Below are 23,762 nucleotides of genomic sequence, written 5' to 3' on the forward strand. Positions count from 1 at the left end.
TTCTGCCGCCGCCCCGCCCGGCCGGCCGGTTTTTGCAAAACGGCACGGGTTTTTCAGCGCGCAGCAAAGTCCCGCGCCCTTTGCAAACTATTTCACGCCGCGGCGCGGCATTCTGCAAAACTTTCCGTCGCACCCCGCGACTGTGGGCGATAACATCCTTGCGCCCTGGCCTCGGGCGCGCATAACTCCGGCCCATTCATCCGGGGAGGAGTTGGTTCATGGGATATCGTGAGATCTATTCCGCCTGGCAGGCAGATCCCGAGGGTTTCTGGATGCAGGCGGCCGGGGCGATCGACTGGGAGCGCGAGCCCTCGAAGGCGCTTTTCGACGACAAGGCCCCCATCTACGAATGGTTCTCGGACGGGATGGTCAACACCTGCTGGAACGCGGTGGACCGCCATGTCCTGGCCGGCCGCGGCGACCAGGTCGCCATCCAGCACGAAAGCCCGATCACGCTGTCGTCCAAGGGCATCACCTACAAGCAATTGCAGGATCGCGTCGCCTCGCTGGCCGGGGCGCTGCGCATGCGCGGCGTCGAAAAGGGCGACCGCGTCATCATCTACATGCCGATGATCCCCGAGGCGCTGGAGGCGATGCTGGCCTGCGCCCGGCTGGGCGCCATCCATTCCGTGGTCTTCGGCGGCTTTGCGGCGAACGAGCTGGCGGTGCGCATCGACGATTGCCAGCCCAAGGCGATCATCGCCGCCTCCTGCGGGCTCGAGCCGAACCGGGTCGTCCATTACAAGCCGCTGCTCGACGCCGCCATCGACATGGCCCAGCACAAGCCCGAGTTCTGCGTGATCTTCCAGCGCGAGCAGGAGGTGGCCAAGCTGGTCGAGGGCCGCGACTTCAACTGGCACGGCTTCCAATACGGCGTGAAGCCCGCCGAATGCGTCCCGGTCGAGGGCAACCACCCGGCCTATATCCTTTATACCTCGGGGACCACCGGCCAGCCCAAGGGCGTGGTGCGCCATACCGCCGGCCATCTGGTGGCGCTGCAATGGTCGATGACCAACATCTACAACATCGCCGCCGGCGACCGTTTCTGGGCCGCCTCGGACGTGGGCTGGGTCGTCGGCCACAGCTATATCTGCTACGGGCCGCTGATCGCCGGCGCGACCACCGTGGTCTTCGAGGGCAAGCCGGTCGGCACCCCGCATCCGGGCGTCTTCTGGCGCATCATCCAGAACCACCGCATCAAGAGCTTCTTCACCGCCCCCACCGCCCTGCGCGCCATCCGCCGCGAGGATCCCGAGGGCGAATGGATCCGCCGCTACAAGCTGCACGACCTGCAAGCCCTGTTCCTGGCCGGCGAGCGCGCCGACCCCGACACGGTGAAATGGGCGCAGGAACATCTGGGCGTGCCGGTGGTCGATCACTGGTGGCAGACCGAGACCGGCTGGGCCATCGCCGCCAATCCCATCGGCATCGAGACCCTGCCGACCAAGCTCGGCAGCCCGTCGGTGCCGATGCCCGGCTATGACGTGCAGGTGCTGGACGAGGCCGGCCACCCGGTGCCCGCAGGCACGCTGGGCGCCATCGCGGTCAAGCTGCCCCTGCCGCCCGGCACGCTGCCGGGGCTGTGGAATGCCGAAAGCCGCTTTCGCAAGTCCTATCTCGACCATTTCCCCGGCTATTACGAGACCGGCGATGCCGGCTATATCGACGAGGAGGGCTATCTCTACATCATGGCGCGCACCGACGACGTGATCAACGTCGCCGGCCACCGGCTGTCGACCGGCGCCATGGAAGAGGTGCTGGCCAGCCATCCCGCCGTCGCGGAATGCGCGGTGATCGGCGTGGCGGACAGCCTCAAGGGCCAGTCGCCCGTCGGCTTCCTGTGCCTCAAGGCCGGGGTCGCGACGCCGCATGAGCAGGTGGTGCGCGAGGTGGTCAAGCTGGTGCGCGACAAGATCGGCCCGGTCGCGGCCTTCAAGTCGGCCTGCGTGGTGGACCGGCTGCCCAAGACCCGTTCGGGCAAGATCCTGCGCGCCACCATGGCCAAGATCGCCGATGGCGAGCCCTTCAAGACCCCCGCCACCATCGACGACCCGGCGATCCTGGACGAGATCCGCGAGGCGCTGGCAGGGATCGGCTATCCCGAAGCCGCCAAGGCGGGCTAGACCCCGCCCGGCGGCACTGTCGCATGGGTATTTGTGCAACGGAGAAAGACCACAGGCGGCGCCCCATCCGGCGCCGCCTGTGCTTCTTTCGTGCATAAGCATCCTCGGGGGTCCGGGGGCAGACAGCCCCCGGCTTCTGCGCGGTTTCAGTCGATCCGCGCACCGAGGCCGCGCATCAGCGGCAGGAAATCCGGGAAGGAGGTGGCGATCGGGCCGCCGTCGTCCACCGTGATCGGCTGCTCGGAGGCAAGGCCCGCGACCAGGAAGGACATGGCGATGCGGTGGTCGAGATGCGTGGCGCAGGTGGCGCCGCCCGTCAGCCCGCCCTTGCCATGGACGGTCATGGTGTCCGGGGTGGTCTCGACAGCCGCGCCATTGGCGACAAGGCCGGTGGCCATGGCCTCGATCCGGTCGCTTTCCTTGACGCGCAATTCGTGGACGCCCTGCATGACGGTCGTGCCCTCGGCAAAGCAGGCGATGACCGAGAGGATCGGGAATTCGTCGATCATGCTGGCGGCGCGCTCGGGCGGCACGGTCACGCCCTTCAGCGGGCCATGGCGGACGACGAGGTCGGCGACCGGCTCGCCGCCCTCTTCGCGCTGGTTCTGGAAGCTGATGTCGGCGCCCATTTCCAGCAAGGTGACATAGAGCCCGTCGCGGGTCGGGTTGCGGCTGACGCCGGGGACGCGGATCTGCGAGCCGGGCACGATCAGCGCCGCCGCCACCGGAAAGGCGGCGCTGGACGGGTCGCGCGGCACCGCCACCGGCTGCGGCTTCAGTTCCGGCCGGCCTTGCAGGGTGATGACATGGCCTTCATCCGTCGTCTCGCTGCGGATGCTGGCGCCGAAGCCCGCGAGCATGCGTTCGGTATGGTCGCGGGTCGGTTCGGATTCGACCACCACCGTCTCGCCCGGCGCATTCAGGCCGGCCAGCAGCACTGCCGACTTGATCTGGGCGCTGGCGACCGGGGTCTTGTAGCGCACCGGCACCGGATCGGCCGCGCCCCTGATGGTCAGGGGCAGGCGCTTGCCTTCGCGGGCCGTCACCTGAGCGCCGAACAACTCCAGCGGGTCGGTGACGCGGCCCATCGGCCGGCGCGACAGGCTGGCGTCGCCGGTAAAGGTGGCGGTGATCGGCGTCGTCGCCATGGCGCCCATGATCAGCCGCACGCCGGTGCCGGAATTGCCGCAGTCGATCACGCCCTCGGGCTCGGCGAAGCCGCCGACGCCGACGCCCCTCACCCGCCATTCCCCCTCGCCCAGGCGCTCGACCTGCGCGCCGAAGGCCCGCATCGCCGAGGCCGTGTCCAGCACGTCCTGGCCCTCCAGCAGCCCGGTGATATGGGTCTCGCCCACCGCCAGCGCGCCCAGGATCAGCGCGCGGTGGCTGATCGACTTGTCGCCCGGCACCTTGGCCTCGCCGGCCAGGGGGCCCGAGCGGCGGGCGGTCATCGGCAGCGGTTCGGCGGAATGTGACATGAAGGCCCCCTGGTGCGTGTCGCGCAAGGTGATAGCGGTCACGGGCCGGGGTTGCAATCAGCCCTTGCGGCGGAAAGTGACGTAATGCGGCGCCCGCCCCTCGCGCAGGGCCTTTTGCTCATAGCGGGTGCTGGGCCAGTCGTCCCAGGGCTCAGGCCCCTCGGCGATCAGTTCGAAACCGGCCTGCGGCACCTCTTCCAGCGTCTGGCGAACGTAATCGGGGATGTCGGTCGCGACGCGGAACTCGGCGCCCGGCCGCATGACGCGGGCCAGCGGGATCAGATGCTCGGGCGTGACGAAGCGGCGGCGGTGGTGGCGCGCCTTGGGCCAGGGGTCGGGATAGTTCAGGAAAGCGCGCGAGATCGAAGCATCGGGCAGCACGTCCATCAGGTCGCGCGCATCGCCGGGATGCACGCTGACATTGCTGACGCCCGCCGCGCGGATCTTGCCCAGGAGCATGGCGACGCCGTTGATGAAGGGCTCGCAGCCGATGATGCCGATTTCGGGATAGCGGGCGGCCATGTGGACCATGTGCTCGCCGCCGCCGAAGCCGACCTCCAGCCAGACCGGGCGGTCGTCGCCGAAGATTGCCGCCGGGTCGATGGGCTTGCGCTCGGGGTTGTCCTGGACGGTGATGCCGCGCGGGCGCAGGCTGCCCAGATCCTCGGACAGGTAGCCCTTTTGCGACTGGCGCAGGGTCTTGCCGTGGCGGCGGCCATAGAAATTGCGGCGCGGTGGGGTCGGGTCGAATTCGCTCATGCTTGGTCCAGCCGGTCCGGTCACTCGGCGGCGAGGCGCGAGATCACCACCGTCACCTCGGGCTTCTTGCCGATCTCCTCCATCGAGACCTGGCGGGTGATCTTGCGGATCGCCTCTTCCAGGCGGTCGTCGTCCATCACCGTGCGGTCGTCGGCGCGTTCCAGGAACTCGGCCAGCTCGCTTTCGATATTGCGGGCCAGCGGCACGCCGGCGCGGCCCAGTTCCGGCAGGCCGGACAGTTCCACCCAGGCGTCGGGCAGGGGCGTGTCGTCCTCGTCGATGATGACCGAGACCATGGCATGGCCGTTCAGCGCCATGCGGATGCGGTCGCGCACCACACCGTCCATGGCGCCGATCAGCACCGTGCCGTCCAGGTAAAGCCGGCCGGTGTCGATCTGGTCCACCACCCGCGGCACCGGGCCGGTCAGGTCCAGCATGGTGCCGTTGGTCGCCACCGCCGCGGGAATGCCGCGCGCCTGCGCCAGCTTGGCATGTTCGCGCAGGTGCATATGCTCGCCATGCATCGGGATGACGATCTGCGGCTTCAACAGATCGTGGACCGCCTCGATGTCCGGGCGGTTGGCATGGCCCGAGACGTGATAGGTGCCGTCGTCCCCGTCATAGAGGTCCACGCCCATTTCCGACAGCGCGTTCATGATGCGGATCACCCCGCGCTCATTTCCGGGGATGGTGCGCGAGCTGAAGAGGAAGCTGTCCCCCTCTTTCAGCTCGATCCCCAGGTAGCGGCCGCGCGACAGCTGGGCGCTGGCGGCGCGGCGTTCGCCCTGGCTGCCGGTCACGATCAGCATCACCTTGTCGCGCGGCAGTTCCGAGGCCTCCTCGGGGCCGATCACCGGCGGGAAATTGGTCAGGATCCCGGTCTCGACCCCGACCGTCACCATGCGGCGCATGGCGCGGCCGAGCAGGCAGATCTTGCGGCCGGCGGCAAGGCCGGCCTCGGCCAGGGTCTTGAGGCGGGCGATGTTGCTGGCGAAGGTCGTCGCCACCACCATCTGCCGCTGCGCCATGACGAAATCCAATAGCGGATTGGCCAGCACCGCCTCGGACCGGCCGGGATGGGGGGAAAAGACATTGGTGGAATCGCAGGTCAGAACCTTGACCCCCTGCCCTTCGCCCGCGATGTCGTGCCACAGGATCGGGTCGAAGGGCTCGCCCACCACCGGGGTGCCGTCCAGCTTGAAATCGCCGGTATGCACGATGCGGCCCGCCGGCGTGTCGATGATCAGCGCCGAGCTTTCCGGGATCGAATGGCTGACGGGCACGAATTGCACCCGGAAGGGACCGGCCGTCACCACCGCGGGGCGCGGGGCGTGGATATGCAGCTGGTCGACGGGCTGGCCGGCCTCTTCCAGCTTCAGCCGCGCCAGCGCGCCGGTGAAGCGGCGGCAATGCACCGGCTTTTGCAGCTTGGGCCACAGCAGGCCAAGCGCGCCGACGTGATCCTCGTGCCCGTGGGTGATGAAGATGGCGTCGATGCGGTCGCGGTTCTGCTCCAGCCAGGCGACATCGGCCATGATCAGGTCGATGCCCGGCGCAGAATCCATGTCGCCGAAGGTCACGCCCAGGTCGACGACGATCAGCCGCTCGCGCCCCGGCTGGCCGTAGCCGTAGACATAGGCGTTCATGCCGATTTCGCCCGCGCCGCCCAGCGGCAGATAGATCAGGCGCTCAGCCATTGCCCATCTCCTTGTTGTAATCATGGATCAGGCGCAGGCCGTGCATGGTCAAATCGTCCTCGATCACGTCGAACAAATCAAATCCCTGGTCGAACAGCGGTGCAAGCCCGCCCGTTGCTATAACCTTCATCGGCCGCCCGCGTTCCTCGCGGATCTTGTCCACCACGCCCTGCACCAGGCCGATATAGCCCCAGTAGATGCCGGACTGGATGCAGGCCACCGTATTGGTGCCGATCACCTTGGGCGGCATGGTCACATCGACATGCGGCAGGCTGGCCGCGCCCATGTGCAGCGCCTCGAGCGACAGGTTCACCCCCGGCGCGATGACGCCGCCCACATAGGCGCCGTCGGTGTCCACCACGTCGAAGGTCGTCGCGGTGCCGAAATCGACCACGATCAGGTCCGGCCCGTGCCGCTCATAGGCGCCCCAGGTGTTCACCAGCCGGTCGGGGCCGACCACGGTGCCGAAATCCACCCGCGGCGCCACCGGCAGCAGGCAGTCCGGCTTGCCCACCACCAGCGGACGGGTGTCGAAATAGCGGTTGCACAGCACGCGCAGGTTGAACACCACCCGCGGCGCGGTCGAGCTGATGATGCAGGCGTCGATATTCAGTTCCAGCTTCTGCAGGGAAATCAGCGTGGACAGCCAGACGAAATATTCGTCCGCCGTGCGGCGGTGGTCGGTCGAGATGCGCCAGAGGCCGACGAATTTCTCGCCGTCCCAGACGGAAAAGACCGTGTTGGTGTTGCCGGTGTCGATGCAAAGCAGCATGGCGATCAGCCTCCGAAATAGACTTCGGCGGCGGGGATGACCTGCCGCCCCGCCGGACCGCGCAGGACCAGCGCGCCGCTGTCGTCGATGCCCTCGAAGATGCCGCGGCTTTCGGTCGCGCCGGTGCGGGCGATGATCGGCTCGCCCAGCCGGGCGGCGCGGGCCAGCCAGGCGTTGCGGATCGGGGCGAAGCCATAGGCGTCCAGCTGCGCCTGCCAGCGCGCGAAGGCCGGGGCCAGCAGGTCCAGGAATTCCTCGGGATCGACGGCGTGGCCGGTCTCGCCCTGCACGGAAACCGGCGGGGTCGCGCCGGGTTCGACCGCGCCGGCATCGGGCGCCGCCGCCAGGTTGACGCCGATGCCCACCGCCACCGCCTGCACCCCCGGACCCGAGCCCGAGCTTTCCAGCAGGATGCCCGCCACCTTGCCGCCGTTCAGCAGCACGTCGTTGGGCCACTTGATCGCCAGCCGCGCGGCCGGCCCGCAGGCCAGGCCAAGCGCATCGTAAAGCGCCAGCGCCGCGACGAAGGACAGCTGCGCCGCCGCCATCGGCCCGCCCTGCGGGCGCAGGACCAGCGTGCCGGCGAAATTCCCCGCCGGCATGACCCATTCGCGCCCGCGACGGCCACGGCCCGCGAATTGCTCGCGGGCCATCACCCAGGCGGGACCGGAAAGGCCGGGCGCCAGCTTCAGCGCCTCGGCATTGGTGCTGTCGGTGCGGGCCAGCACATGGCGGGCCACGCGCTCGGGCCAGGCATCACTCACCTTGCGCGGGCTCGGCTTGCAGGGTCTCGGCGGGCTGTTCGACAGCGGCGACCGGGCCGACCAGGGTCTCGGCGGCACGGCCGGCGGCGGCATCGACGCCGAACATGCTGATCGCGCCCACCAGCATGGCCAGGGCCGGCAGCATCAGCGCCAGGTATTGCACCGCGCCCATGCGCGAACTCATCCCCTCGGATTCGCCGCCGAAATACATGTAATAGACGATGCGCAGGTAATAGAAGGCGCCGATGACCGAGGCGATGACGCCCAGCACCGCCAGCCAGCCCATGCCGGCATCGACCGCCGCCGTCAGCACGCCGAACTTGGCAAAGAAGCCCAGCGTCGGGGGCACGCCCGCCAGGCTGAACATCAGCACCAGCATGGCCAGCGCCTTGACCGGATCGGTCCAGGCGAAACGGTTCAGCGAAGCGAGGTCGGTGACTGGCACGCCGTCGCGCTCCATCGACAGGATGAAGGCGAAGGTGCCGATGTTCATCACCGCATAGATGGTCATGTAAAGCAGCATGGTCTGCACGCCGATGGCGGTGCCGGCGGCCAAGCCGACCAGGGCAAAGCCCATATGCGCGATCGAGGAATAGGCCATCAGCCGCTTGATGTTGGTCTGGCCGATCCCGGCGATCGAACCTAGGAACATCGACATCACCGCCAGCGCCGCGACGATCTGGCTCCAGTCGCCGATGACATGGCCGAAGGCGTCGAAGACCAGCCGCGCGATCAGCGCCATGGCCGCAACCTTGGGCGCGGTGGCGAAAAAGGCCGTCACCGGCGTGGGCGAACCCTCGTAGACATCGGGCGTCCACATGTGGAAGGGCACGGCCGAGACCTTGAAGCTCAGGCCGACCAGCATGAACACCAGCCCGAACAGCACGCCCAGGGACAGATGCCCGCCCTGGATGGTCGAGACGATGCCCTCGAACCCGGTGGTGCCGGCAAAGCCGTAGACCAGCGAGGCGCCATAGAGCAGCAGGCCCGAGGAAAGCGAGCCGAGGACGAAATACTTCAGCCCCGCCTCGGACGAGCGCACCGAGTCGCGGCGCATGGCGGCGACGACGTAAAGCGCCAGCGATTGCAGCTCCAGCCCCATGTAGAGCGTCAAGAGGTCGCCTGCCGAGACCATGAACATCATGCCCAGCACCGCCAGCGCCACGATGATCGGGAACTCGAAGCGCAGCATGTTGCGACGCTGCATGTAATCGGCGCTCATCGCCAGCACGGCGGCGGCGGCGACCAGCGTCACCACCTTGGCAAAGCGCGAGAAGCCGTCGTCGATGAACATGCCGTGGAAGGCGGTGCCGTCGGCATGGCTGCCCAGGCCCACCATCGCCGCGACAAGCAGGAAGGCCGCGACCGTGACCCAAAGCAGCGTCCGGGCCAGCCTGTCCTTGCCGAGATAGGCCCCCGCCATCAGGGCGGCAAGGGCGTATCCGGCCAGCACCACCTCGGGCAGAATGGTCGAGAAATCGAGCGAGGTCATGTCCGTCCCCTAGTGGCTGGCTTGGGCCGTGGCGACGGGTGCCGCCGGCTGGCTCTGGTTGTAGTCTTGGACGAGCGCTGCGACCGCCGGGCCGGTCACGTCGGTGACGAACCGCGGATAGACGCCCAGGATCAGCGTCATCGCGATCAGCGGAATGAACACCCAGCGCTCGCGCGGGGTCATGTCGGTGATCGACTTGAGGCTTTCCTTGATCAGCTGGCCCAGCGTCACCCGGCGATAAAGCCAAAGCGCGTAGGCCGCCGACAGGATCACCCCCGACGTCGCGACCAGCGCCACCCAGGTGTCGACCCGGAAGACCCCCATCAGCGTCAGGAACTCGCCCACGAAACCCGAGGTGCCGGGCAGGCCCACGTTCGCCATGGTGAAGAACATGAACACCGCCGCATAGGCCGGCATCCGGTTCACCAGCCCGCCATAGGCGTCGATTTCCCGCGTGTGCATGCGGTCGTAGATCACGCCGACGCACAGGAACAGCGCGCCCGAGATGAAGCCGTGCGACAGCATCTGGAAGATCGCGCCGTCGACGCCGATCTGGTTCGCGGCAAAGACGCCCATGGTCACGTAGCCCATGTGGGCGACCGAGGAATAGGCGATGACCTTCTTCATGTCCGACTGCGCCAGCGCCACCAGCGAGGTGTAGACGATGGCGATGGCCGACAGCCAGAAGACATAGGGCTGGGCCACGCCGCTGGCGACCGGGAACATCGGCAGGCTGAAGCGCAGGAAGCCGTAGCCGCCCATCTTCAGCAGCACCGCGGCCAGCAGGACCGAGCCGGCGGTCGGCGCCTGCACGTGCGCGTCGGGCAGCCAGGTATGGACCGGCCACATCGGCATCTTGACCGCGAAGCTGGCAAAGAAGGCCAGGAACAGCAGCATCTGCATGCCGCCGACCACGGTCATGCCCAGCAGGCGGAAGTTGTCCGACGGGAAGTCGAAGGTCAGCAGCGTCGGGATGTCGGTGGTGCCCGCCATGCGATACATGGCGATCATCGCCACCAGCATCAGCACCGAGCCGAGGAAGGTGTAGAGGAAGAACTTGAAGGACGCATAGATGCGGTCCTTGCCGCCCCAGATGCCGATGATCAGGAACATCGGGATCAGCCCCGCCTCGAAGAACAGGTAGAACAGCACCAGGTCGAGCGCGGTGAAGACGCCGATCATCAGCCCTTCCAGCACCAGGAAGGCGATCATGTATTCCTTGACCTTGTCCTCTACCTGCCAGGTCGAAAGGATGGTCAGCGGCATCATGAAGGTGGTCAGCAGCACGAACAGCACCGAGATCCCGTCCACGCCCATCTTGTAGCGCAGGCCCATGATCCAGGCGTGATCCTCGACGAACTGGAAGCCGGTGTTCGCCGGGTCGAAGCGGAACAGCACGAAAAGCGAGATCACGAAGGTCGCCGTCGTGGTCAGCAGCGCCAGCCACTTGGCGTTGCGCGCCGCGGCCTCGTCCTGGCCGCGCAGGAACAGCGCCATGATGATGGCGGCGACGATCGGCAGGAAGGTGATGATGGAAAGAAGGTTCGTCATGTCAGTGCGCGCCCCGCATCATCACCCAGATCAGCAAGCCCACGATGCCCAGAACCATCGCGAAGGCGTAGTGGAACAGATAGCCCGATTGCACCCGGACCGCCGCGCGGGTCAGCCGCGGGATCAACCCCATGGCCACCCCGTTGATGGTGCCGTCGATGACGGCGCCGTCGCCGCCCTTCCACAGCACGCGACCAAGCCATTTCGCCGGCCGGACGAAGATGAAGTCGTAGATCTCGTCGAAATACCATTTGTTGAGCAGGAACTGATACAGCGCCGGCTGCTGCGCCGCCAGCCGCTTGGGCAGCGACGGGTTGGCGATATAGAAGGTCCAGGCGGTGATCAGCCCCAGAACCATGGCGATGAAGGGCGAGACCTTGACCCAGGCCGGCGCATGATGCGCCTCGTCCATGATGTGGTTGTCGGGATGCATGTAGATCGCACCACCGACCGGCGCGGCAACCTCGGCATGGGCGGCCTCGGCGGCGGGCTCGGCCTCGGCGGCCGTATCGGCAGCGGGGGCCTCGGTAGTCGCGTGTTCCGCGGCCTCCTCGCCCTCGGCGGCCTCATGCTGCGCGCCGGCGATGTGGAAATATTCCGTGACCTTGTGGTGGTCGCCGAAGAAGGGACCATACCAGACCATGCCGGCAAAGACCGCGCCCACGGCCAGCACGCCCAGCGGGATGGTCATGACCGGCGGGCTTTCATGCGCATGGTCATGGGCATGATGGTCGCCGCGCGGCTTGCCGTAGAAGGTCAGGAAGATCAGCCGCCAGCTGTAGAAGCTGGTGAAGCAGGCCGCGATGACCAGCAGCCAGAAGGCATAGCCGCTGCCCGCATAGGCGCTTTCGATGATCGCGTCCTTGGACAGGAAGCCGGCGAAGCCCAGATGGGTCAGCGGGATGCCGACGCCGGTGATGGCGAAGGTGCCGATCATCATCGCCCAGAAGGTCAAGGGAATCTTCTTCCGCAGCGCGCCATAGTTCCGCATGTCCTGTTCATGGTGCATGGCATGGATCACCGAGCCGGCGCCCAGGAACAGCATGGCCTTGAAGAAGGCGTGGGTCAGCAGGTGGAACATGGCCGCCGAATAGACGCCGACGCCCGCCGCCACGAACATGTAGCCCAGCTGCGAGCAGGTCGAATAGGCGATGACGCGCTTGATGTCGTTCTGCACCAAGCCCACGGTCGCGGCGAAGAAGGCGGTGGTGGCGCCGATGATGACGATGAAGTTCTTGGCGTCCGGCGCGAATTCGTAAAGCGGCGACATGCGGCAGACCAGGAACACGCCCGCCGTGACCATGGTCGCGGCGTGGATCAGCGCCGAAACCGGGGTCGGGCCTTCCATCGCGTCCGGCAGCCAGGTGTGCAGCAGAAGCTGCGCCGACTTGCCCATGGCGCCGACGAACAGCAGGAAGCCCAGCAGGTTCGCCGCGTTCCAGTCGCGCCACAGGAAATGCATGTCGGTCTGCGCAAGCTGGGGCACCTGGCGGAAGATCTCGTCGAACTGGACCGAGCCGGTCAGCCAGTAAAGGCCGAAGATGCCCAGCAGGAAGCCAAAGTCGCCGACGCGGTTGACGATGAACGCCTTCATCGCCGCGGCATTGGCGCTGGCCTTCTTGTAGTAGAAGCCGATCAGCAGGTAGGAGGCGACGCCCACGCCCTCCCAGCCGAAGAACATCTGCAGCAGGTTGTCCGCCGTCACCAGCATCAGCATGGCGAAGGTGAAGAACGAGAGATAGGCGAAGAAGCGCGCCTTGTAATGCTCGTCATGCGTCCAGTTGTCGTCATGGGCCATGTAGCCCAGCGAATACATGTGGACGAGCGCCGAGACCGTCGTCACCACGATCAGCATGATCGCGGTCAGCCGGTCCATGCGGATGGCCCATTCGGCATGGAAGTCGCCGGTCACGACCCAGTCCAGCACCGGGATGTGCCGCGGCACGCCGTCGAAGGACAAGAACAGATACCAGCTGATCAGGCAGCTGAGGAACAGCACGCCCGTGGTCAGGTATTGCGCGGCCTTCTCGCCGATCGCGCGCCAGCCCAGCCCGGCGATCAGCGACGCGATGAGCGGCGCGAAGAGGACGAATTTTTCCATGCTCGCTTATCCCTTCATCACGTTGACGTCTTCCACCGCGATGGTGCCGCGGTTGCGGAAGAAGACCACCAGGATCGCCAGGCCGATGGCGGCCTCGGCGGCGGCGACGGTCAGCACGAACATGGTGAAGACCTGCCCGGCCAGGTCGCCCAGATGGGTCGAGAAGGCGACGAAGTTGATGTTCACCGCCAGGAGCATCAGCTCGATCGACATCAGGATGATGATGACGTTCTTTCGGTTCACGAAGATCCCGAAAATGCCGGTGACGAACAATATCGCCCCCACAACAAGATAATGAGTCAATCCGATCATCGTCCTGGTCCCTCCGGGTCGTTCACCCGTTGAAATATCCGTTTGCTACTGGGACCGCAGTAGCGATCCCGATGGCTGTCGCGGTCCAGCTTGCCGCGTTCAAAGCCCCTGCCCCGGCTTGACGTCCTTCAGCTCCATCGTCTTGGCCGGGTCGCGCCACATCTGCTCCAGCACGTTCTGGCGCTTGACGTCCTTGCGGTGGCGCATGGTCAGCACGATCGCCCCGATCATCGCCACCAGCAGCACCAGCCCAGCCAGCTGGAACATCAGCACATAGCGGTCATACAGCACCAGGCCCAGGCCGAAGGTGTTCTCGACCGCCGAGTCCACCGGCGCGGCGCGCAGGCTTTCCGCCTGGTCCGAGGGCGTCCAGCCCGAAAAGGCGATGCCCAGCTGCGCCAGCAGCACGACGCCGATCACCAGCGCCAGCGGCAGGTAGCGCGCAAGCTCGCCCTTCAGCTCGGCGAAATCCACGTCCAGCATCATGACGACGAACAGGAACAGCACCGCCACCGCGCCGACATAGACCACGACCAGCAGCATGGCGACGAATTCCGCACCCTGCAGCACGAACAGCCCCGCCGCGGACAGGAAGGCCAGGATCAGCCACAGCACCGAATGCACCGGGTTGCGTCCGATCACGACCATGAAGCCCGCGACGCAGGCGCTGATCGCGAACAGGTAGAAAGCGAAGGTCATCATTCCTCGTCCTCCTCGGCATAGACGCTCTGGGCGATTTCCAGCGCCTTCTGCATCGCGGGCAGCCCGCCGAACATGCTCATCTGAAAGATCGTCTCGGCGATCTCGCGTTTGGTGGCGCCGGCAGCCAGCGCCTGGCGCACGGTCATGCGCAGCTGCGGCTCGGCCAGCGCGCCCTGGACGGTGATCGCGCCGATGGTGAGAAGCAGGCGCGTCTTGGCGTCCAGCCCCTCGCGGTTGAAGGTCTTGCCGAACCACATTTCCAGCATGTCGGCGGGAATCGTCGGCACCAGCTTTTCCATGGCGTGCATGTCGAAATGCTCGAGCGCCGGGTTGAAGGCGCGCGCCATCTCCTGCCCCGAGGCCATCATCTGTGCGAAAAGCTTGGTGAAGGCATCGGTCATCGGTAGGGCGCATCCAGCTGCAGGTTGCGGGCGATCTCGGCCTCCCAGCGTTCGCCGTTCGCAAGCAGCTTCTGCTTGTCGTAGAACAGTTCCTCGCGGGTTTCGGTCGCGTATTCGAAGTTCGGCCCCTCGACGATGGCATCGACCGGGCAGGCTTCCTGGCAGAAGCCGCAATAGATGCACTTGGTCATGTCGATGTCGTAGCGCGTGGTGCGGCGCGAGCCGTCCTCGCGCGGTTCGGCGTCGATGGTGATGGCCTGGGCCGGGCAGACCGCCTCGCACAGCTTGCAGGCGATGCAGCGTTCCTCGCCGTTGGGATAGCGGCGCAGCGCGTGTTCGCCGCGGAAGCGCGGCGACAGCGGGCCCTTTTCGTGGGGATAGTTCAGCGTCGGCTTGGGCGAGACGAAATAGCGCATCCCCAGGCCGAAGCCCTTGATGAAATCCCACATCAGGAAATACTTGGTGGCACGGGCGAAATCGAAGGCCATCAGAACTGCTCCCCTTCCCGCGGCGCCGCGAAACGGTCGAACGCGGCGACATAGTCGCGGATGCGGGCGCTGTCCCGCGCTTGTTCCGCACTGTCCAGATTGTTGGCGAGGAAATGCGCCAGCTCCACCTTGTCGGTCTCACTGGCTTTGGCAAATGCCTCGGCTAGCTTGTTGGAATACATGGCTTATCCTCCGACCGTGAAGCGGGCCCAGAAGCTGCCCAGCACTTCGTAGCGCGCCAGGATCGCCACCAGCACCACCCAGCCCAGCGACAGGGGCAGGAACACCTTCCAGCCGATCCGCATCAGCTGGTCGTAGCGATAGCGGGGCACGATCGCCTTGACCATGGCGAACATGTAGAACCAGAACCACATCTTGATGACCATCCACCACCAGCCGTCGGCGATGAACGGCACGGGCGACAGCCAGCCGCCGAAGAACAGCAGCGACAAGAGCGCGCACATCAGATACATGGCGATGTATTCGCCCGCCATGAACAGCAGGTAGGGCGTGGACGAATATTCGGTCATGAAGCCCGCGACCAGTTCGGATTCGGCCTCGACCAGGTCGAAGGGCGGGCGGTTGCACTCGGCCAGGGCCGAGACGAAGAACAGCACCACCATCGGCAGGTGCGGCAGCCAGTACCAGTTCAGCAGGCCATAATCGCCGCGCTGCGCCTCGACGATGGCGGTCAGGTTCATCGAGCCGGTCGAGATGATGACGCCGATGATGATCAAGCCCAGCGACACCTCGTAGGAGATCATCTGCGCCGCCGAACGCAGCGAGGCGAGGAACGGGTATTTCGAGTTCGAGGCCCAGCCGCCCATGATGACGCCGTAGACTTCCAGCGAGGAGGCGGCAAAGATGAACAGGATGCCCACGTTGATGTTCGCCATCACCCAGCCCTCGTCGAAGGGGATGACGACGAAGGCGAACAGCGCCAGCATCATCGACAGGAAGGGCGCCAGGAAATAGACGAACTTGTCGGCGCCGGCCGGGACGACGATTTCCTTGACGATATATTTCAGCGCGTCGGCAAAGGTCTGCAGCAGGCCCCAGGGACCGACCACGTTCGGGCCGCGGCGCATCTGCACCGCCGCCCAGATCTTGCGGTCGCCATAGACCATGAAGATCAGCGAGCCCATGACGAAGGCGATGACCGCCAGACCCTGCAAGAGCAGGCTGAGTGCGAAACCGTAGGGCGAGGCCCAGAATTCAGCCATGATCTTTCGTCCCTCTCATCACGCCGCGGGAATGCCGCGTGCCTTGCATTCCTGCAAGGTCTGTTTCGTTGTCATCACCGTCAGGCCCATCGGTTTTCTTTCGGAAAGCGTGAAGACCGAGCCGACGACCATCTTCCCGCCCCGCTTGTCGCGAAGCGTGCGGATGTGGCGGGCATAGGGCGCCCCTTTCGCATCGGCCCAGCTGGCCAGCGCGCATGTGGCATAGGCGAAGGCGGTGTCGGCGTCCACCCCGCCGCGCAGGTTTGCCGTCACTTCCACCAGGCTGTCCGTGCCCTTGCGCGAACCGGCCAGCGAGGCGACCTGCGCCCCCTGGAAATCCCGCGGATCGGCCTCGAAACTGGTGGGCAGGTTCAGTCGCAGCGGCCGCGTGCGCGCCGCGAATTCGGCCAGCGCCTTTTCCTGGGCCGTGGGCTCGCGCTTGCGCACCGGCGCCATGTCCGGCAGGCCCGACAGGTCCAGGTCCAGATTCGCGTTCAGCGCCATCAGGTCTGCCTCGGTCACGGCAAAGGCGTCGCGGCCCTCGGGGCTGTCCAGCGCCATTTCGCTGACCGAGCCGTCGGGCTCCAGGATCAGGATCTCGCCCGACTTGGTCGAGATCCGGCCCCTGGTCAGCACCTTCTTGTCCGGGGCGCCTGCGTCGCTTTGCAGCACCGCGACGCCCAGCTCGGCCGGCTTGGGCTGCGGGCGCGCGTCCTTGGTCGCGCCGCAGCCGGCCAGCAGCGCCAGGGCGCCGGTCGCGGCCAGCAGGGCAAGACGGACCCGCATCGCGCTCACTCCGCCGCCAGCGCCGGGGCCCTGCGGGCCGCGGCCATGGCCGAAAGCTCGCCCATCAGCGGCGACGAGCGGGCGATGGGGTTGGTCAGGTAGAAATCCTTGACCGCATAGCGGAAGCTCGCCTGCCCCAGGTCGAAGCGGTCGAGCGGCTGCCATTCGTTCTGCGGCACCTGGTCGATCTGCGCCAGATGCGGCACGGCCTCGACCAGCTTGCGGCGCAGCCCGGCCAGGCTGTCCCAGGGTTGGGTCTTGCCCAGTTCGGCCGAAAGCGCGCGCAGGATCGCCCAGTTCTCTTTGCCCTCGCCCGGCGCGAAATTGGCCCGCATGGCCAGCTGAGGCCGGCCTTCGGTGTTCACGAACAGGCCGCTTTCCTCGGTATAGCAGGCGCCGGGCAGGATGATGTCGGCGCGATGCGCGCCGCGGTCGCCATGGCTGCCCTGATAGATCACCAGCGGCCCGGCGGCGATGTCCACCTCGTCCGCGCCAAGGTTGTAGATCACCTCGGCCCCTTCGATGGCGGCCGGCAGCCCGCCCTCGGTCACGGCGCCGACGTCCATCGCGCCGACGCGGCCGGCGGCGGTATGCAGCACCAGAAGCTTGCTGTCGCCGCGCTCGCAGATGCGCATGGCATGGGCCAGCACCGCCTCGCCATCCGCCTCGCGCAGGGCGCCCTGGCCGACGATGACGATGCCGGGGGTGCCGTCCTTGTTCGACAGGTCCTCGTCCGCCAGCTTGGCCAGCGCGGCGCGGTCGTTGCCGAAATGGTGGTAGTCATAGGTCAGGTCCGCCGGCTCGCCGATCAGCGCCACCTGCGCGCCATGCGCCCAGGCCTTGCGGATGCGGGCGTTCAGCACCGGCGCCTCGTCGCGCGGGTTGGTCCCGATCAGCAGGATGCGCTTGGCATGGTCGATGTCCTCGATCCGCGCCGTGCCGACATAGGCCGAGCGGTTGCCGATGGGCAGCCGGGCGCCGTCGGTGCGGCATTCGACGCGACCGCCCAGCCCCTCGACCAGCTGCTTGAGGCTGAAGGCGGCTTCGGCCGGGACCAGGTCGCCGATCAGCCCCGCCACTTTCTTGCCCTTCATCGCCTGGGCGGCAGCCTCCAGCGCCTCGGGCCAGCTGGCCGGGCGCAGGCGGCCGTTCTCGCGGATATAGGGCCGGTCGAGGCGCTGGCGGCGCAGCCCGTCCCAGACGAAGCGGGTCTTGTCGCTGATCCACTCCTCGTTCACGCCGTCATGGTTGCGCGGCAGGATGCGCATGACCTCGCGGCCCTTGGTGTCGACGCGGATGCTGGACCCCAGCGCATCCATCACGTCGATGGATTCGGTCTTGGTCAGCTCCCAGGGCCGGGCGGTGAAGGCATAGGGCTTGGAGACCAGCGCGCCGACCGGGCACAGGTCGATGATATTGCCCTGCATGTTCGATTCCAGCGTCTGGTTCAGATAGCTGGTGATCTCGCTGTCCTCGCCGCGGCCGGTCTGGCCCATCTGGGTGATGCCGGCGACCTCGGTGGTGAAGCGCACGCAGCGGGTGCAGGAGATGCAGCGCGTCATATGCGTCTCGACCAGCGGGCCGAGGTTCAGATCCTCGGAGGCGCGCTTCGGCTCGCGGTAGCGGCTGAAATCCACGCCATAGGCCATGGCCTGGTCCTGCAGGTCGCATTCGCCGCCCTGGTCGCAGATCGGGCAGTCCAGGGGATGGTTGATGAGCAGGAACTCCATCACCCCCTCGCGGGCCTTCTTGACCATGGGGCTGTTGGTGCGGATCTCCGAGGGCGCGCCCTCGGGACCGGGGCGCAAGTCCTTGACCTGCATGGCGCAGGAGGCGGCGGGCTTGGGCGGGCCGCCCACCACCTCGACCAGGCACATGCGACAGTTGCCGGCGATCGACAGCCGCTCGTGATAGCAGAAACGCGGCACCTCGATCCCGGCCAGTTCGCAGGCCTGGATCAGGGTCATGTTGGGATCGACCTCGATAATCACGTCGTCGATCTTGATCTTGCGAAGATCCGCCATCTTGTCTTCCCTTATCCCTCGCGCCCGGAAACCGCGCCGGAACGATCTCCGGCAGGTTTTGCGCGATGTAAATGCTGGCCGAAGGCTGGCCCGGTTTGCTGTGGCCCTGTCGATCCCATCCGTCCCGGCGTCATGGCTGCGCCTCCTGCACGGGAACGGTCGCGCGGGCGCCATCCTGCCCCGGCTGCGGCGCGCGCTCGGCGGCAAAGCCGTCGGCGGCGATCATCGCCGCCGCTGCCGCCGCCATCAGGGCGATGCCGATCCGGTTCATCCACGTCTTCATTTCGCCACCAAAAGGCTGCCGATTACGGTATTGCGCGCGATCTCCTGCCGGCCGACGCGGCAAAAGCTCTCGGGGTCTTCTGCCTTGGCGCCCTGGCGGGCCAGATAGTCCTCGGCCACGGCATAGATGCGCGCCTTGTCCGCCTTGCTGTCCAGGAAGGCGTCGATCTGCGCGCGGGAATAGCCCTTGGTCTCGGCATAGCGCTTGAGCTTGCGCGCCTCGCCATAGGCGTAAAGGATGCGGCCGTCGATGCTGGGGCAGGTGCGGCGGATGCGGTCGGCGATGCGCGCGGCGATCAGCCGGTCGTTGATGTATTTCTCCTGGGCCAGCGGCTCCAGCGCGGCTGCGGGTGTGGCAAGCGTCGCGGCGATCAGAACGGCGGGGATCAGCTTCATGGCAATAGCCTCCTTGTCATGGCCTTTTGCCATAACATGCGGCCGCCCCGAAGGTTCGGCACCAAGCCGTGAGGGCGCCGTGATCCCGCCCCACCGGCGCGCGCGCAGGCGCGGGCTTTCCCCCTGGGGGGTCCGCCATGCCGGGATGAGGGGGCCGGTCGCCATCGTCGCCTACTCCGCCGCCATCGCGCCCATGCGGCCGCTGCGCTTGGCCTTGATCCGGTCCTCGATCTCTTCGCGGAAATTGCGGATCAGGCCCTGGATCGGCCAGGCGGCCGCATCGCCGAGCGCGCAGATGGTGTGGCCCTCGACCCGCTTGGAGACGTCGAAGAGCATGTCGATCTCTTCGATCTCGGCGTCGCCGCGCACCAGGCGCTCCATCACCCGCATCATCCAGCCGGTGCCCTCGCGGCAGGGGGTGCATTGGCCGCAGCTTTCGTGCTTGAAGAACTTGGACAGCCGCCAGATCGCCTTCACCACATCGGTGGACTGGTCCATGACGATCATGCAGGCCGTGCCGAAGGACGAGCGCAGCTCGCGCATGCCGTCATAATCCATGATGGCGTTTTCGCATTGCTCGGCCGTCAGCACCGGGCAGGAGGCGCCGCCGGGGATCACCGCCTTGAGGTTCTTCCAGCCGCCGCGGATGCCGCCGCCATGCTTCTCGATCAGCTCGCGCATGGGGATCGACATGGCCTCTTCGACCACGCAGGGGGTGTTGACATGGCCGGTCAGGCCGAAAAGCTTCACGCCCGCGTTGTTCGGGCGGCCGAAGCTTGCGAACCATTCCGGGCCGCGGCGCAGGATGGTCGGCACCACGGCGATGGATTCGACGTTGTTCACCGTGGTCGGGCAGCCATAGAGGCCCGCGCCGGCCGGGAAGGGCGGCTTCATGCGCGGCATGCCCTTCTTGCCTTCCAGCGATTCCAGCAGCGCGGTTTCCTCGCCGCAGATATAGGCGCCGGCGCCGTGATGCAGGTAGAGATCGAAATCCCAGCCCGACTGGGCCGCGTTCCGGCCCAGCAGGCCCGCGTCATAGCATTCGTCGATGGCGGCTTGCAGCGCCTCGCGCTCGCGGATGAACTCGCCGCGGATATAGATATAGGCGGCGTGCGCGCCCATGGCGAAGCTGGCGATCAGCGCGCCCTCGATCAGCGTATGCGGATCGTGGCGCATGATCTCGCGGTCCTTGCAGGTCGCGGGCTCGGATTCGTCGGCGTTGATGACCAGATAGGACGGGCGGCCGTCGGATTCCTTGGGCATGAAGGACCATTTCATGCCGGTGGGGAAGCCCGCGCCGCCCCGCCCGCGCAGGCCCGAGGCCTTCATCTCGTCGACGATCTTGTCGCGGCCGCGCTGGATGATCGCGGCGGTGCCGTCCCAATGGCCGCGCTTGCGGGCGCCGGCCAGGCTGCGGTCGCCCATGCCGTAGAGGTTCGTAAAGATCCGGTCCTGATCGTTCAGCATCGTCTTATCCTTGTCCCTGCGAGGACGCCTTGCGCCGCCGCCAGATCCGAAAGGTCACCAAAAGCGACCAGATCAAGGCCCCCATCGCCGCAAGATCGGCGAGAAAGGCATATTTCGCGGGCCAGTCCTGCTGGCCCCCCAGCCATTGCACCCCCAGCCACAGCGCCATGGCGACGGCGATCACCACCGCCACCAGACGCATCTGCCGGGCATCCGCCGCGGCGGCCCTATCCGCCTGCGACGCCGCATGTCCTGCCGGGCGAGCCATCACGCGGCCCCGCCCTTGTCGATGCGGCGGGAATGGCCGGTCTCGCCCCCCGCCGCCAGCAATTTCGCCTGGCCGACCCAGTCGTCGGCCTCGATCCGCCCGCCCATCCGGCCCAGCCGCTGCGCGAAATCGGCGACGGTGGCGGCATCCCAGGCGGCGATCTGGTCATAGCGCGTCACGCCCTGCGCGTTCAGCCAGTCCGAGATCTTGGGGCCGATCCCCTTGATCCGCTGCAGGTCGTCGGCGCCCGGCACGGGCTTGGCGGCGGCTGCAGGCACGGCTGCGGGCGCGACTACGGACGGCGGCTCCGAAGAGGGCATGGTCCCCGCGACGATGGGCATCTGCGTGCCCGAGGTGAAGGGCCCGGGCCCCAGAGAGCCGCTGACCAGCAGCGTCTCGGGCTGGCGGTCCACCGCGGCGCGCTGCCAGTCGGTGCCGGTCAGGCCGGGGCCGTCCTCGAACAGTTCGGGCCGCTCGTGGCAGACCAGCCAGACCATCAGCGCCCCGAACAGCACGAAGGTCACGACGCCCAGGAACAGCCCGGCCAGCCAGTGCAGGTCGCCGATGCCGGCGGTGAACAGCAGCACCACCACCCCGGCGATTGCCGCCGAGATCCAGCAGTTCCTGTTGCACTCTGCCCGTTCCATCGCGACCAGCCCGCCCCCTTTCGATCAGACGCCGTTCTGCGCCGCCAGCCAAGGCGTCGTGATCGGCACCTCGGTCCCGTCGATGCGCTTGATCGTGTCGCCCAGCCGCAGCGCCCGCGCCACGCTGGCGTTATGCGCCTCGCCGCCCTTGAGATCGGCCAGCGCGGTCGGGCCGCCCAGGGCCTCGGCCGAGAAGCGGCCGTTCTGCGGACCCGGCACCGGCACCTCGCCCGCCGAGAAGCGGTCGATCAGCGCCGACAGTTTCTCGGCCGTCAGGTCCTCGTAGAAATCCTTGCCGATCTGGGCCATGGGCGCATTGGTGCAGGCGCCCAGGCATTCGACCTCTTCCCAGGAAAAGCGGCCGTCGGCCGACAGCGCATGCGGCTCGGCCGCGATCTTTTCCTTGCAGACCCGGATCAGGTCCTCGGCGCCGCAGATCATGCAGGTGGTGGTGCCGCAGATCTGGATATGCGCGACCGAACCCACCGGCTGGAGCTGGAACATGAAATAGAAGGTCGCGACCTCGAGCGCCCGGATATAGGGCATCCCGAGCAGGTCGGCGCAATATTCGATGGCCGGACGGCTCAGCCAGCCTTCCTGTTCCTGGGCGCGCCACAGGACCGGGATGATCGCCGATTGCTGGCGGCCTTCCGGGTATTTGGTCATCTGGGCGCGGGCCCAGTCCAGGTTGGCGGGCGTGAACTCGAACGAGTCCGGCTGGATGGGGGACAGACGGCGCAGCATCAGCGGTCAACCTCTCCGAAAACGATGTCGAGCGTGGCGATGATCGCCGGGACGTCGGCCAGCATGTGGCCGCGCGACATCCAGTCGATCGACTGGAGATGCGCGAAGCCGGGCGCACGCAGCTTGGCGCGCCAGGGCTTGTTGGTGCCGTCGGCGACGATGTAGACGCCGAACTCGCCCTTGGGCGCCTCGACGGCGGCATAGACCTCGCCGGCCGGGACCCGGAAGCCCTCGGTGTAAAGCTTGAAGTGATGGATCAGGCTTTCCATGTCGCGCTTCATCTCGGCGCGCCTGGGGGGCGTCAGCTTGCCGCGGGCCAGCACGTCCCCCGCGGGCTCGGCGCGCAGCTTGCGGACCGCCTGCTGCATGATCTTGCAGGATTCGCGCATCTCGGCCATGCGGCACAGATAGCGGTCGTAGCAATCGCCGTTCTTGCCGACCGGGATCTGGAAGTCGAATTCGTCATAGCATTCATAGGGCTGCGACCGCCGCAGATCCCAGGCCAGGCCCGAGCCGCGCACCATGACGCCGCTATAGCCCCAGTCCAGCGCGTCGTCCTCGGTCACGATGCCGATGTCGACCAGGCGCTGCTTGAAAATGCGGTTTTCCGTCAGCAGCGTGTCGAGGTCGTCGACCAGCCTGGGGAAGCGCTCGCACCATTCCTCGATGTCGTCCAGAAGGTCGGGCGGCAGATCCTGATGCACGCCGCCGGGCCGGAAATAGGCCGCATGCAGCCGCGCCCCGCAGGCGCGCTCGTAGAAGATCATCAGCTCTTCCCGCGCCTCGAAGCCCCAGAGCGGCGGGGTCAGCGCGCCCACGTCCATGGCGCCGGTGGTGATGCCCATCAGGTGGTTCAGGATGCGGCCGATTTCCGAGTAGAGCACCCGGATCAGGCTGGCGCGGCGCGGAATCGTGGTGCCGGTCAGCCGCTCGATCGCCAGGCACCAGGCATGTTCCTGGTTCATCGGCGCCACATAGTCCAGCCGGTCCAGATAGGGCAGGTTCTGCAGATAGGTGCGGCTCTCCATCAGCTTCTCGGTGCCGCGGTGAAGCAGGCCGATATGCGGGTCGGCGCGCTCGACGATCTCGCCGTCCAGCTCCAGCACCATGCGCAGCACGCCGTGGGCGGCCGGGTGCTGGGGGCCGAAGTTGATGTTGAAGTTGCGGATGCTCTGCTCGCCGGTCAGGGCGTCCATCGAGCCGTCGTCATAGCTGTTCTTGCGGATGTCGCCGTCCATGGTCAGCCCTCAAATCCGATGCGTGGCGCGCAGGCAGGCTGCGCGGC

The 23,762-nt window shown here is 66.9% G+C and carries 23 protein-coding genes and 1 pseudogene; 1 reads left to right on the forward strand and 23 read right to left on the reverse strand.

Features of this window, described 5'->3' with window-relative positions:
• Positions 1–218: 218 nt before the first annotated feature.
• On the forward strand, positions 219–2,123 hold the full coding sequence (locus tag KF941_RS09780; RefSeq protein WP_036751369.1) for a propionyl-CoA synthetase: 1,905 nt from the start codon (positions 219–221) through the stop codon (positions 2,121–2,123).
• Positions 2,124–2,269: 146 nt separating this feature from the next.
• Here the strand turns inward: KF941_RS09780 and aroA are convergent, their stop codons facing one another.
• From aroA to KF941_RS09895, 23 genes and pseudogenes are all read right to left on the reverse strand, one after another.
• On the reverse strand, positions 2,270–3,601 hold the full coding sequence (gene aroA, locus KF941_RS09785; RefSeq protein WP_036751442.1) for a 3-phosphoshikimate 1-carboxyvinyltransferase: 1,332 nt from the start codon (positions 3,599–3,601) through the stop codon (positions 2,270–2,272).
• 57 nt (positions 3,602–3,658) lie between these two features.
• Positions 3,659–4,360 carry a tRNA (guanine(46)-N(7))-methyltransferase TrmB gene (locus KF941_RS09790; RefSeq protein ID WP_214273228.1) on the reverse strand — a complete coding sequence of 234 codons (702 nt, stop codon included), beginning with the start codon at positions 4,358–4,360 and terminating at the stop codon, positions 3,659–3,661.
• A 20-nt stretch (positions 4,361–4,380) separates the two neighbouring features.
• Positions 4,381–6,057, reverse strand: coding sequence for a ribonuclease J (locus tag KF941_RS09795; RefSeq protein WP_072460967.1), 1,677 nt, complete (start codon positions 6,055–6,057; stop codon positions 4,381–4,383).
• A complete protein-coding gene (locus tag KF941_RS09800) occupies positions 6,050–6,829 on the reverse strand; it encodes a type III pantothenate kinase (RefSeq protein WP_214273229.1) in 780 nt (259 codons plus the stop codon). Before KF941_RS09800 ends, KF941_RS09795 begins: the two co-directional genes overlap by 8 nt.
• A gap of 5 nt (positions 6,830–6,834) precedes the next feature.
• The gene (locus tag KF941_RS09805; protein ID WP_214273230.1) at positions 6,835–7,593 is read right to left on the reverse strand and encodes a biotin--[acetyl-CoA-carboxylase] ligase; all 759 of its coding nucleotides are present in this window, start codon (positions 7,591–7,593) and stop codon (positions 6,835–6,837) included.
• Positions 7,586–9,085 (reverse strand): NADH-quinone oxidoreductase subunit NuoN, encoded by a 1,500-nt coding sequence (gene nuoN, locus KF941_RS09810; protein WP_114534816.1) that lies wholly within the window; start codon positions 9,083–9,085, stop codon positions 7,586–7,588. The genes KF941_RS09805 and nuoN overlap by 8 nt, the downstream gene beginning before the upstream one ends.
• Positions 9,086–9,094: 9 nt before the next feature.
• A complete protein-coding gene (locus tag KF941_RS09815; RefSeq protein WP_036751381.1) occupies positions 9,095–10,636 on the reverse strand; it encodes an NADH-quinone oxidoreductase subunit M in 1,542 nt (513 codons plus the stop codon).
• A gap of 1 nt (position 10,637) precedes the next feature.
• Complete coding sequence (gene nuoL, locus KF941_RS09820) at positions 10,638–12,737, reverse strand: NADH-quinone oxidoreductase subunit L (protein ID WP_116222954.1); 2,100 nt, start codon at positions 12,735–12,737, stop codon at positions 10,638–10,640.
• 6 nt (positions 12,738–12,743) lie between these two features.
• The gene (nuoK, locus tag KF941_RS09825; protein WP_214273231.1) at positions 12,744–13,049 is read right to left on the reverse strand and encodes an NADH-quinone oxidoreductase subunit NuoK; all 306 of its coding nucleotides are present in this window, start codon (positions 13,047–13,049) and stop codon (positions 12,744–12,746) included.
• A gap of 99 nt (positions 13,050–13,148) precedes the next feature.
• Positions 13,149–13,751 (reverse strand): NADH-quinone oxidoreductase subunit J, encoded by a 603-nt coding sequence (locus tag KF941_RS09830; protein ID WP_036751385.1) that lies wholly within the window; start codon positions 13,749–13,751, stop codon positions 13,149–13,151.
• Positions 13,748–14,152 (reverse strand): carboxymuconolactone decarboxylase family protein, encoded by a 405-nt coding sequence (locus tag KF941_RS09835; protein WP_214273232.1) that lies wholly within the window; start codon positions 14,150–14,152, stop codon positions 13,748–13,750. Before KF941_RS09835 ends, KF941_RS09830 begins: the two co-directional genes overlap by 4 nt.
• The gene (gene nuoI / locus KF941_RS09840) at positions 14,149–14,640 is read right to left on the reverse strand and encodes an NADH-quinone oxidoreductase subunit NuoI (RefSeq protein ID WP_011748524.1); all 492 of its coding nucleotides are present in this window, start codon (positions 14,638–14,640) and stop codon (positions 14,149–14,151) included. The genes KF941_RS09835 and nuoI overlap by 4 nt, the downstream gene beginning before the upstream one ends.
• Positions 14,640–14,822, reverse strand: coding sequence for a hypothetical protein (locus tag KF941_RS09845; RefSeq protein ID WP_036751389.1), 183 nt, complete (start codon positions 14,820–14,822; stop codon positions 14,640–14,642). The genes nuoI and KF941_RS09845 overlap by 1 nt, the downstream gene beginning before the upstream one ends.
• A 3-nt stretch (positions 14,823–14,825) precedes the next feature.
• Positions 14,826–15,863, reverse strand: a complete 1,038-nt coding sequence (nuoH, locus tag KF941_RS09850; protein ID WP_036751391.1) for an NADH-quinone oxidoreductase subunit NuoH — start codon at positions 15,861–15,863, stop codon at positions 14,826–14,828.
• Positions 15,864–15,881: 18 nt separating this feature from the next.
• Positions 15,882–16,649: a hypothetical protein gene (locus tag KF941_RS09855; protein ID WP_036751444.1), complete on the reverse strand. Its 768-nt coding sequence runs from the start codon at positions 16,647–16,649 to the stop codon at positions 15,882–15,884.
• A gap of 5 nt (positions 16,650–16,654) precedes the next feature.
• Complete coding sequence (gene nuoG, locus KF941_RS09860; RefSeq protein WP_214273233.1) at positions 16,655–18,673, reverse strand: NADH-quinone oxidoreductase subunit NuoG; 2,019 nt, start codon at positions 18,671–18,673, stop codon at positions 16,655–16,657.
• A 130-nt stretch (positions 18,674–18,803) separates the two neighbouring features.
• Positions 18,804–18,944 (reverse strand): hypothetical protein, encoded by a 141-nt coding sequence (locus tag KF941_RS09865; protein WP_166435605.1) that lies wholly within the window; start codon positions 18,942–18,944, stop codon positions 18,804–18,806.
• 8 nt (positions 18,945–18,952) lie between these two features.
• Positions 18,953–19,351 carry a DUF5333 domain-containing protein gene (locus KF941_RS09870; protein WP_072460972.1) on the reverse strand — a complete coding sequence of 133 codons (399 nt, stop codon included), beginning with the start codon at positions 19,349–19,351 and terminating at the stop codon, positions 18,953–18,955.
• A gap of 171 nt (positions 19,352–19,522) precedes the next feature.
• On the reverse strand, positions 19,523–20,818 hold the full coding sequence (gene nuoF / locus KF941_RS09875) for an NADH-quinone oxidoreductase subunit NuoF (RefSeq protein ID WP_214273234.1): 1,296 nt from the start codon (positions 20,816–20,818) through the stop codon (positions 19,523–19,525).
• Between the two features lie 4 nt (positions 20,819–20,822).
• Positions 20,823–21,086, reverse strand: coding sequence for a DUF5337 domain-containing protein (locus KF941_RS09880; RefSeq protein WP_214273235.1), 264 nt, complete (start codon positions 21,084–21,086; stop codon positions 20,823–20,825).
• Positions 21,086–21,733, reverse strand: coding sequence for a hypothetical protein (locus KF941_RS09885; RefSeq protein WP_214273236.1), 648 nt, complete (start codon positions 21,731–21,733; stop codon positions 21,086–21,088). Before KF941_RS09885 ends, KF941_RS09880 begins: the two co-directional genes overlap by 1 nt.
• A 45-nt stretch (positions 21,734–21,778) precedes the next feature.
• Positions 21,779–22,477: pseudogene (gene nuoE, locus KF941_RS09890) on the reverse strand (NADH-quinone oxidoreductase subunit NuoE); the annotation flags it as partial.
• Entirely contained in the window at positions 22,477–23,715 is a 1,239-nt protein-coding gene (locus KF941_RS09895; protein WP_214273237.1) for an NADH-quinone oxidoreductase subunit D, read from the reverse strand. The pseudogene nuoE and the gene KF941_RS09895, both read right to left, overlap by 1 nt.
• Between the last annotated feature and the right edge of the window lie 47 nt (positions 23,716–23,762).

Source organism: Paracoccus sp. pheM1 (assembly GCF_018499825.1).
GTDB classification, from domain to species: Bacteria; Pseudomonadota; Alphaproteobacteria; order Rhodobacterales; family Rhodobacteraceae; genus Paracoccus; species Paracoccus versutus.

Coding starts and splice junctions, on each gene's coding strand:
- nuoL (WP_116222954.1), bottom strand. CDS start 12,737: ATGGAAAAATTCGTCCTCTTCGCGCCGCTCATCGCGTCGCTGATCGCC.
- KF941_RS09855 (WP_036751444.1), bottom strand. CDS start 16,649: ATGCGGGTCCGTCTTGCCCTGCTGGCCGCGACCGGCGCCCTGGCGCTG.
- nuoF (WP_214273234.1), bottom strand. CDS start 20,818: ATGCTGAACGATCAGGACCGGATCTTTACGAACCTCTACGGCATGGGC.
- KF941_RS09885 (WP_214273236.1), bottom strand. CDS start 21,733: ATGGAACGGGCAGAGTGCAACAGGAACTGCTGGATCTCGGCGGCAATC.
- nuoH (WP_036751391.1), bottom strand. CDS start 15,863: ATGGCTGAATTCTGGGCCTCGCCCTACGGTTTCGCACTCAGCCTGCTC.
- nuoK (WP_214273231.1), bottom strand. CDS start 13,049: ATGATCGGATTGACTCATTATCTTGTTGTGGGGGCGATATTGTTCGTC.
- aroA (WP_036751442.1), bottom strand. CDS start 3,601: ATGTCACATTCCGCCGAACCGCTGCCGATGACCGCCCGCCGCTCGGGC.
- KF941_RS09835 (WP_214273232.1), bottom strand. CDS start 14,152: ATGACCGATGCCTTCACCAAGCTTTTCGCACAGATGATGGCCTCGGGG.
- KF941_RS09865 (WP_166435605.1), bottom strand. CDS start 18,944: ATGAACCGGATCGGCATCGCCCTGATGGCGGCGGCAGCGGCGGCGATG.
- nuoI (WP_011748524.1), bottom strand. CDS start 14,640: ATGGCCTTCGATTTCGCCCGTGCCACCAAGTATTTCCTGATGTGGGAT.
- nuoG (WP_214273233.1), bottom strand. CDS start 18,673: ATGGCGGATCTTCGCAAGATCAAGATCGACGACGTGATTATCGAGGTC.
- KF941_RS09800 (WP_214273229.1), bottom strand. CDS start 6,829: ATGCTGCTTTGCATCGACACCGGCAACACCAACACGGTCTTTTCCGTC.
- KF941_RS09795 (WP_072460967.1), bottom strand. CDS start 6,057: ATGGCTGAGCGCCTGATCTATCTGCCGCTGGGCGGCGCGGGCGAAATC.
- KF941_RS09830 (WP_036751385.1), bottom strand. CDS start 13,751: ATGATGACCTTCGCTTTCTACCTGTTCGCGATCAGCGCCTGCGTCGCG.
- KF941_RS09790 (WP_214273228.1), bottom strand. CDS start 4,360: ATGAGCGAATTCGACCCGACCCCACCGCGCCGCAATTTCTATGGCCGC.
- KF941_RS09870 (WP_072460972.1), bottom strand. CDS start 19,351: ATGAAGCTGATCCCCGCCGTTCTGATCGCCGCGACGCTTGCCACACCC.
- KF941_RS09895 (WP_214273237.1), bottom strand. CDS start 23,715: ATGGACGGCGACATCCGCAAGAACAGCTATGACGACGGCTCGATGGAC.
- KF941_RS09815 (WP_036751381.1), bottom strand. CDS start 10,636: ATGACGAACCTTCTTTCCATCATCACCTTCCTGCCGATCGTCGCCGCC.
- KF941_RS09780 (WP_036751369.1), top strand. CDS start 219: ATGGGATATCGTGAGATCTATTCCGCCTGGCAGGCAGATCCCGAGGGT.
- nuoN (WP_114534816.1), bottom strand. CDS start 9,085: ATGACCTCGCTCGATTTCTCGACCATTCTGCCCGAGGTGGTGCTGGCC.
- KF941_RS09880 (WP_214273235.1), bottom strand. CDS start 21,086: ATGGCTCGCCCGGCAGGACATGCGGCGTCGCAGGCGGATAGGGCCGCC.
- KF941_RS09845 (WP_036751389.1), bottom strand. CDS start 14,822: ATGTATTCCAACAAGCTAGCCGAGGCATTTGCCAAAGCCAGTGAGACC.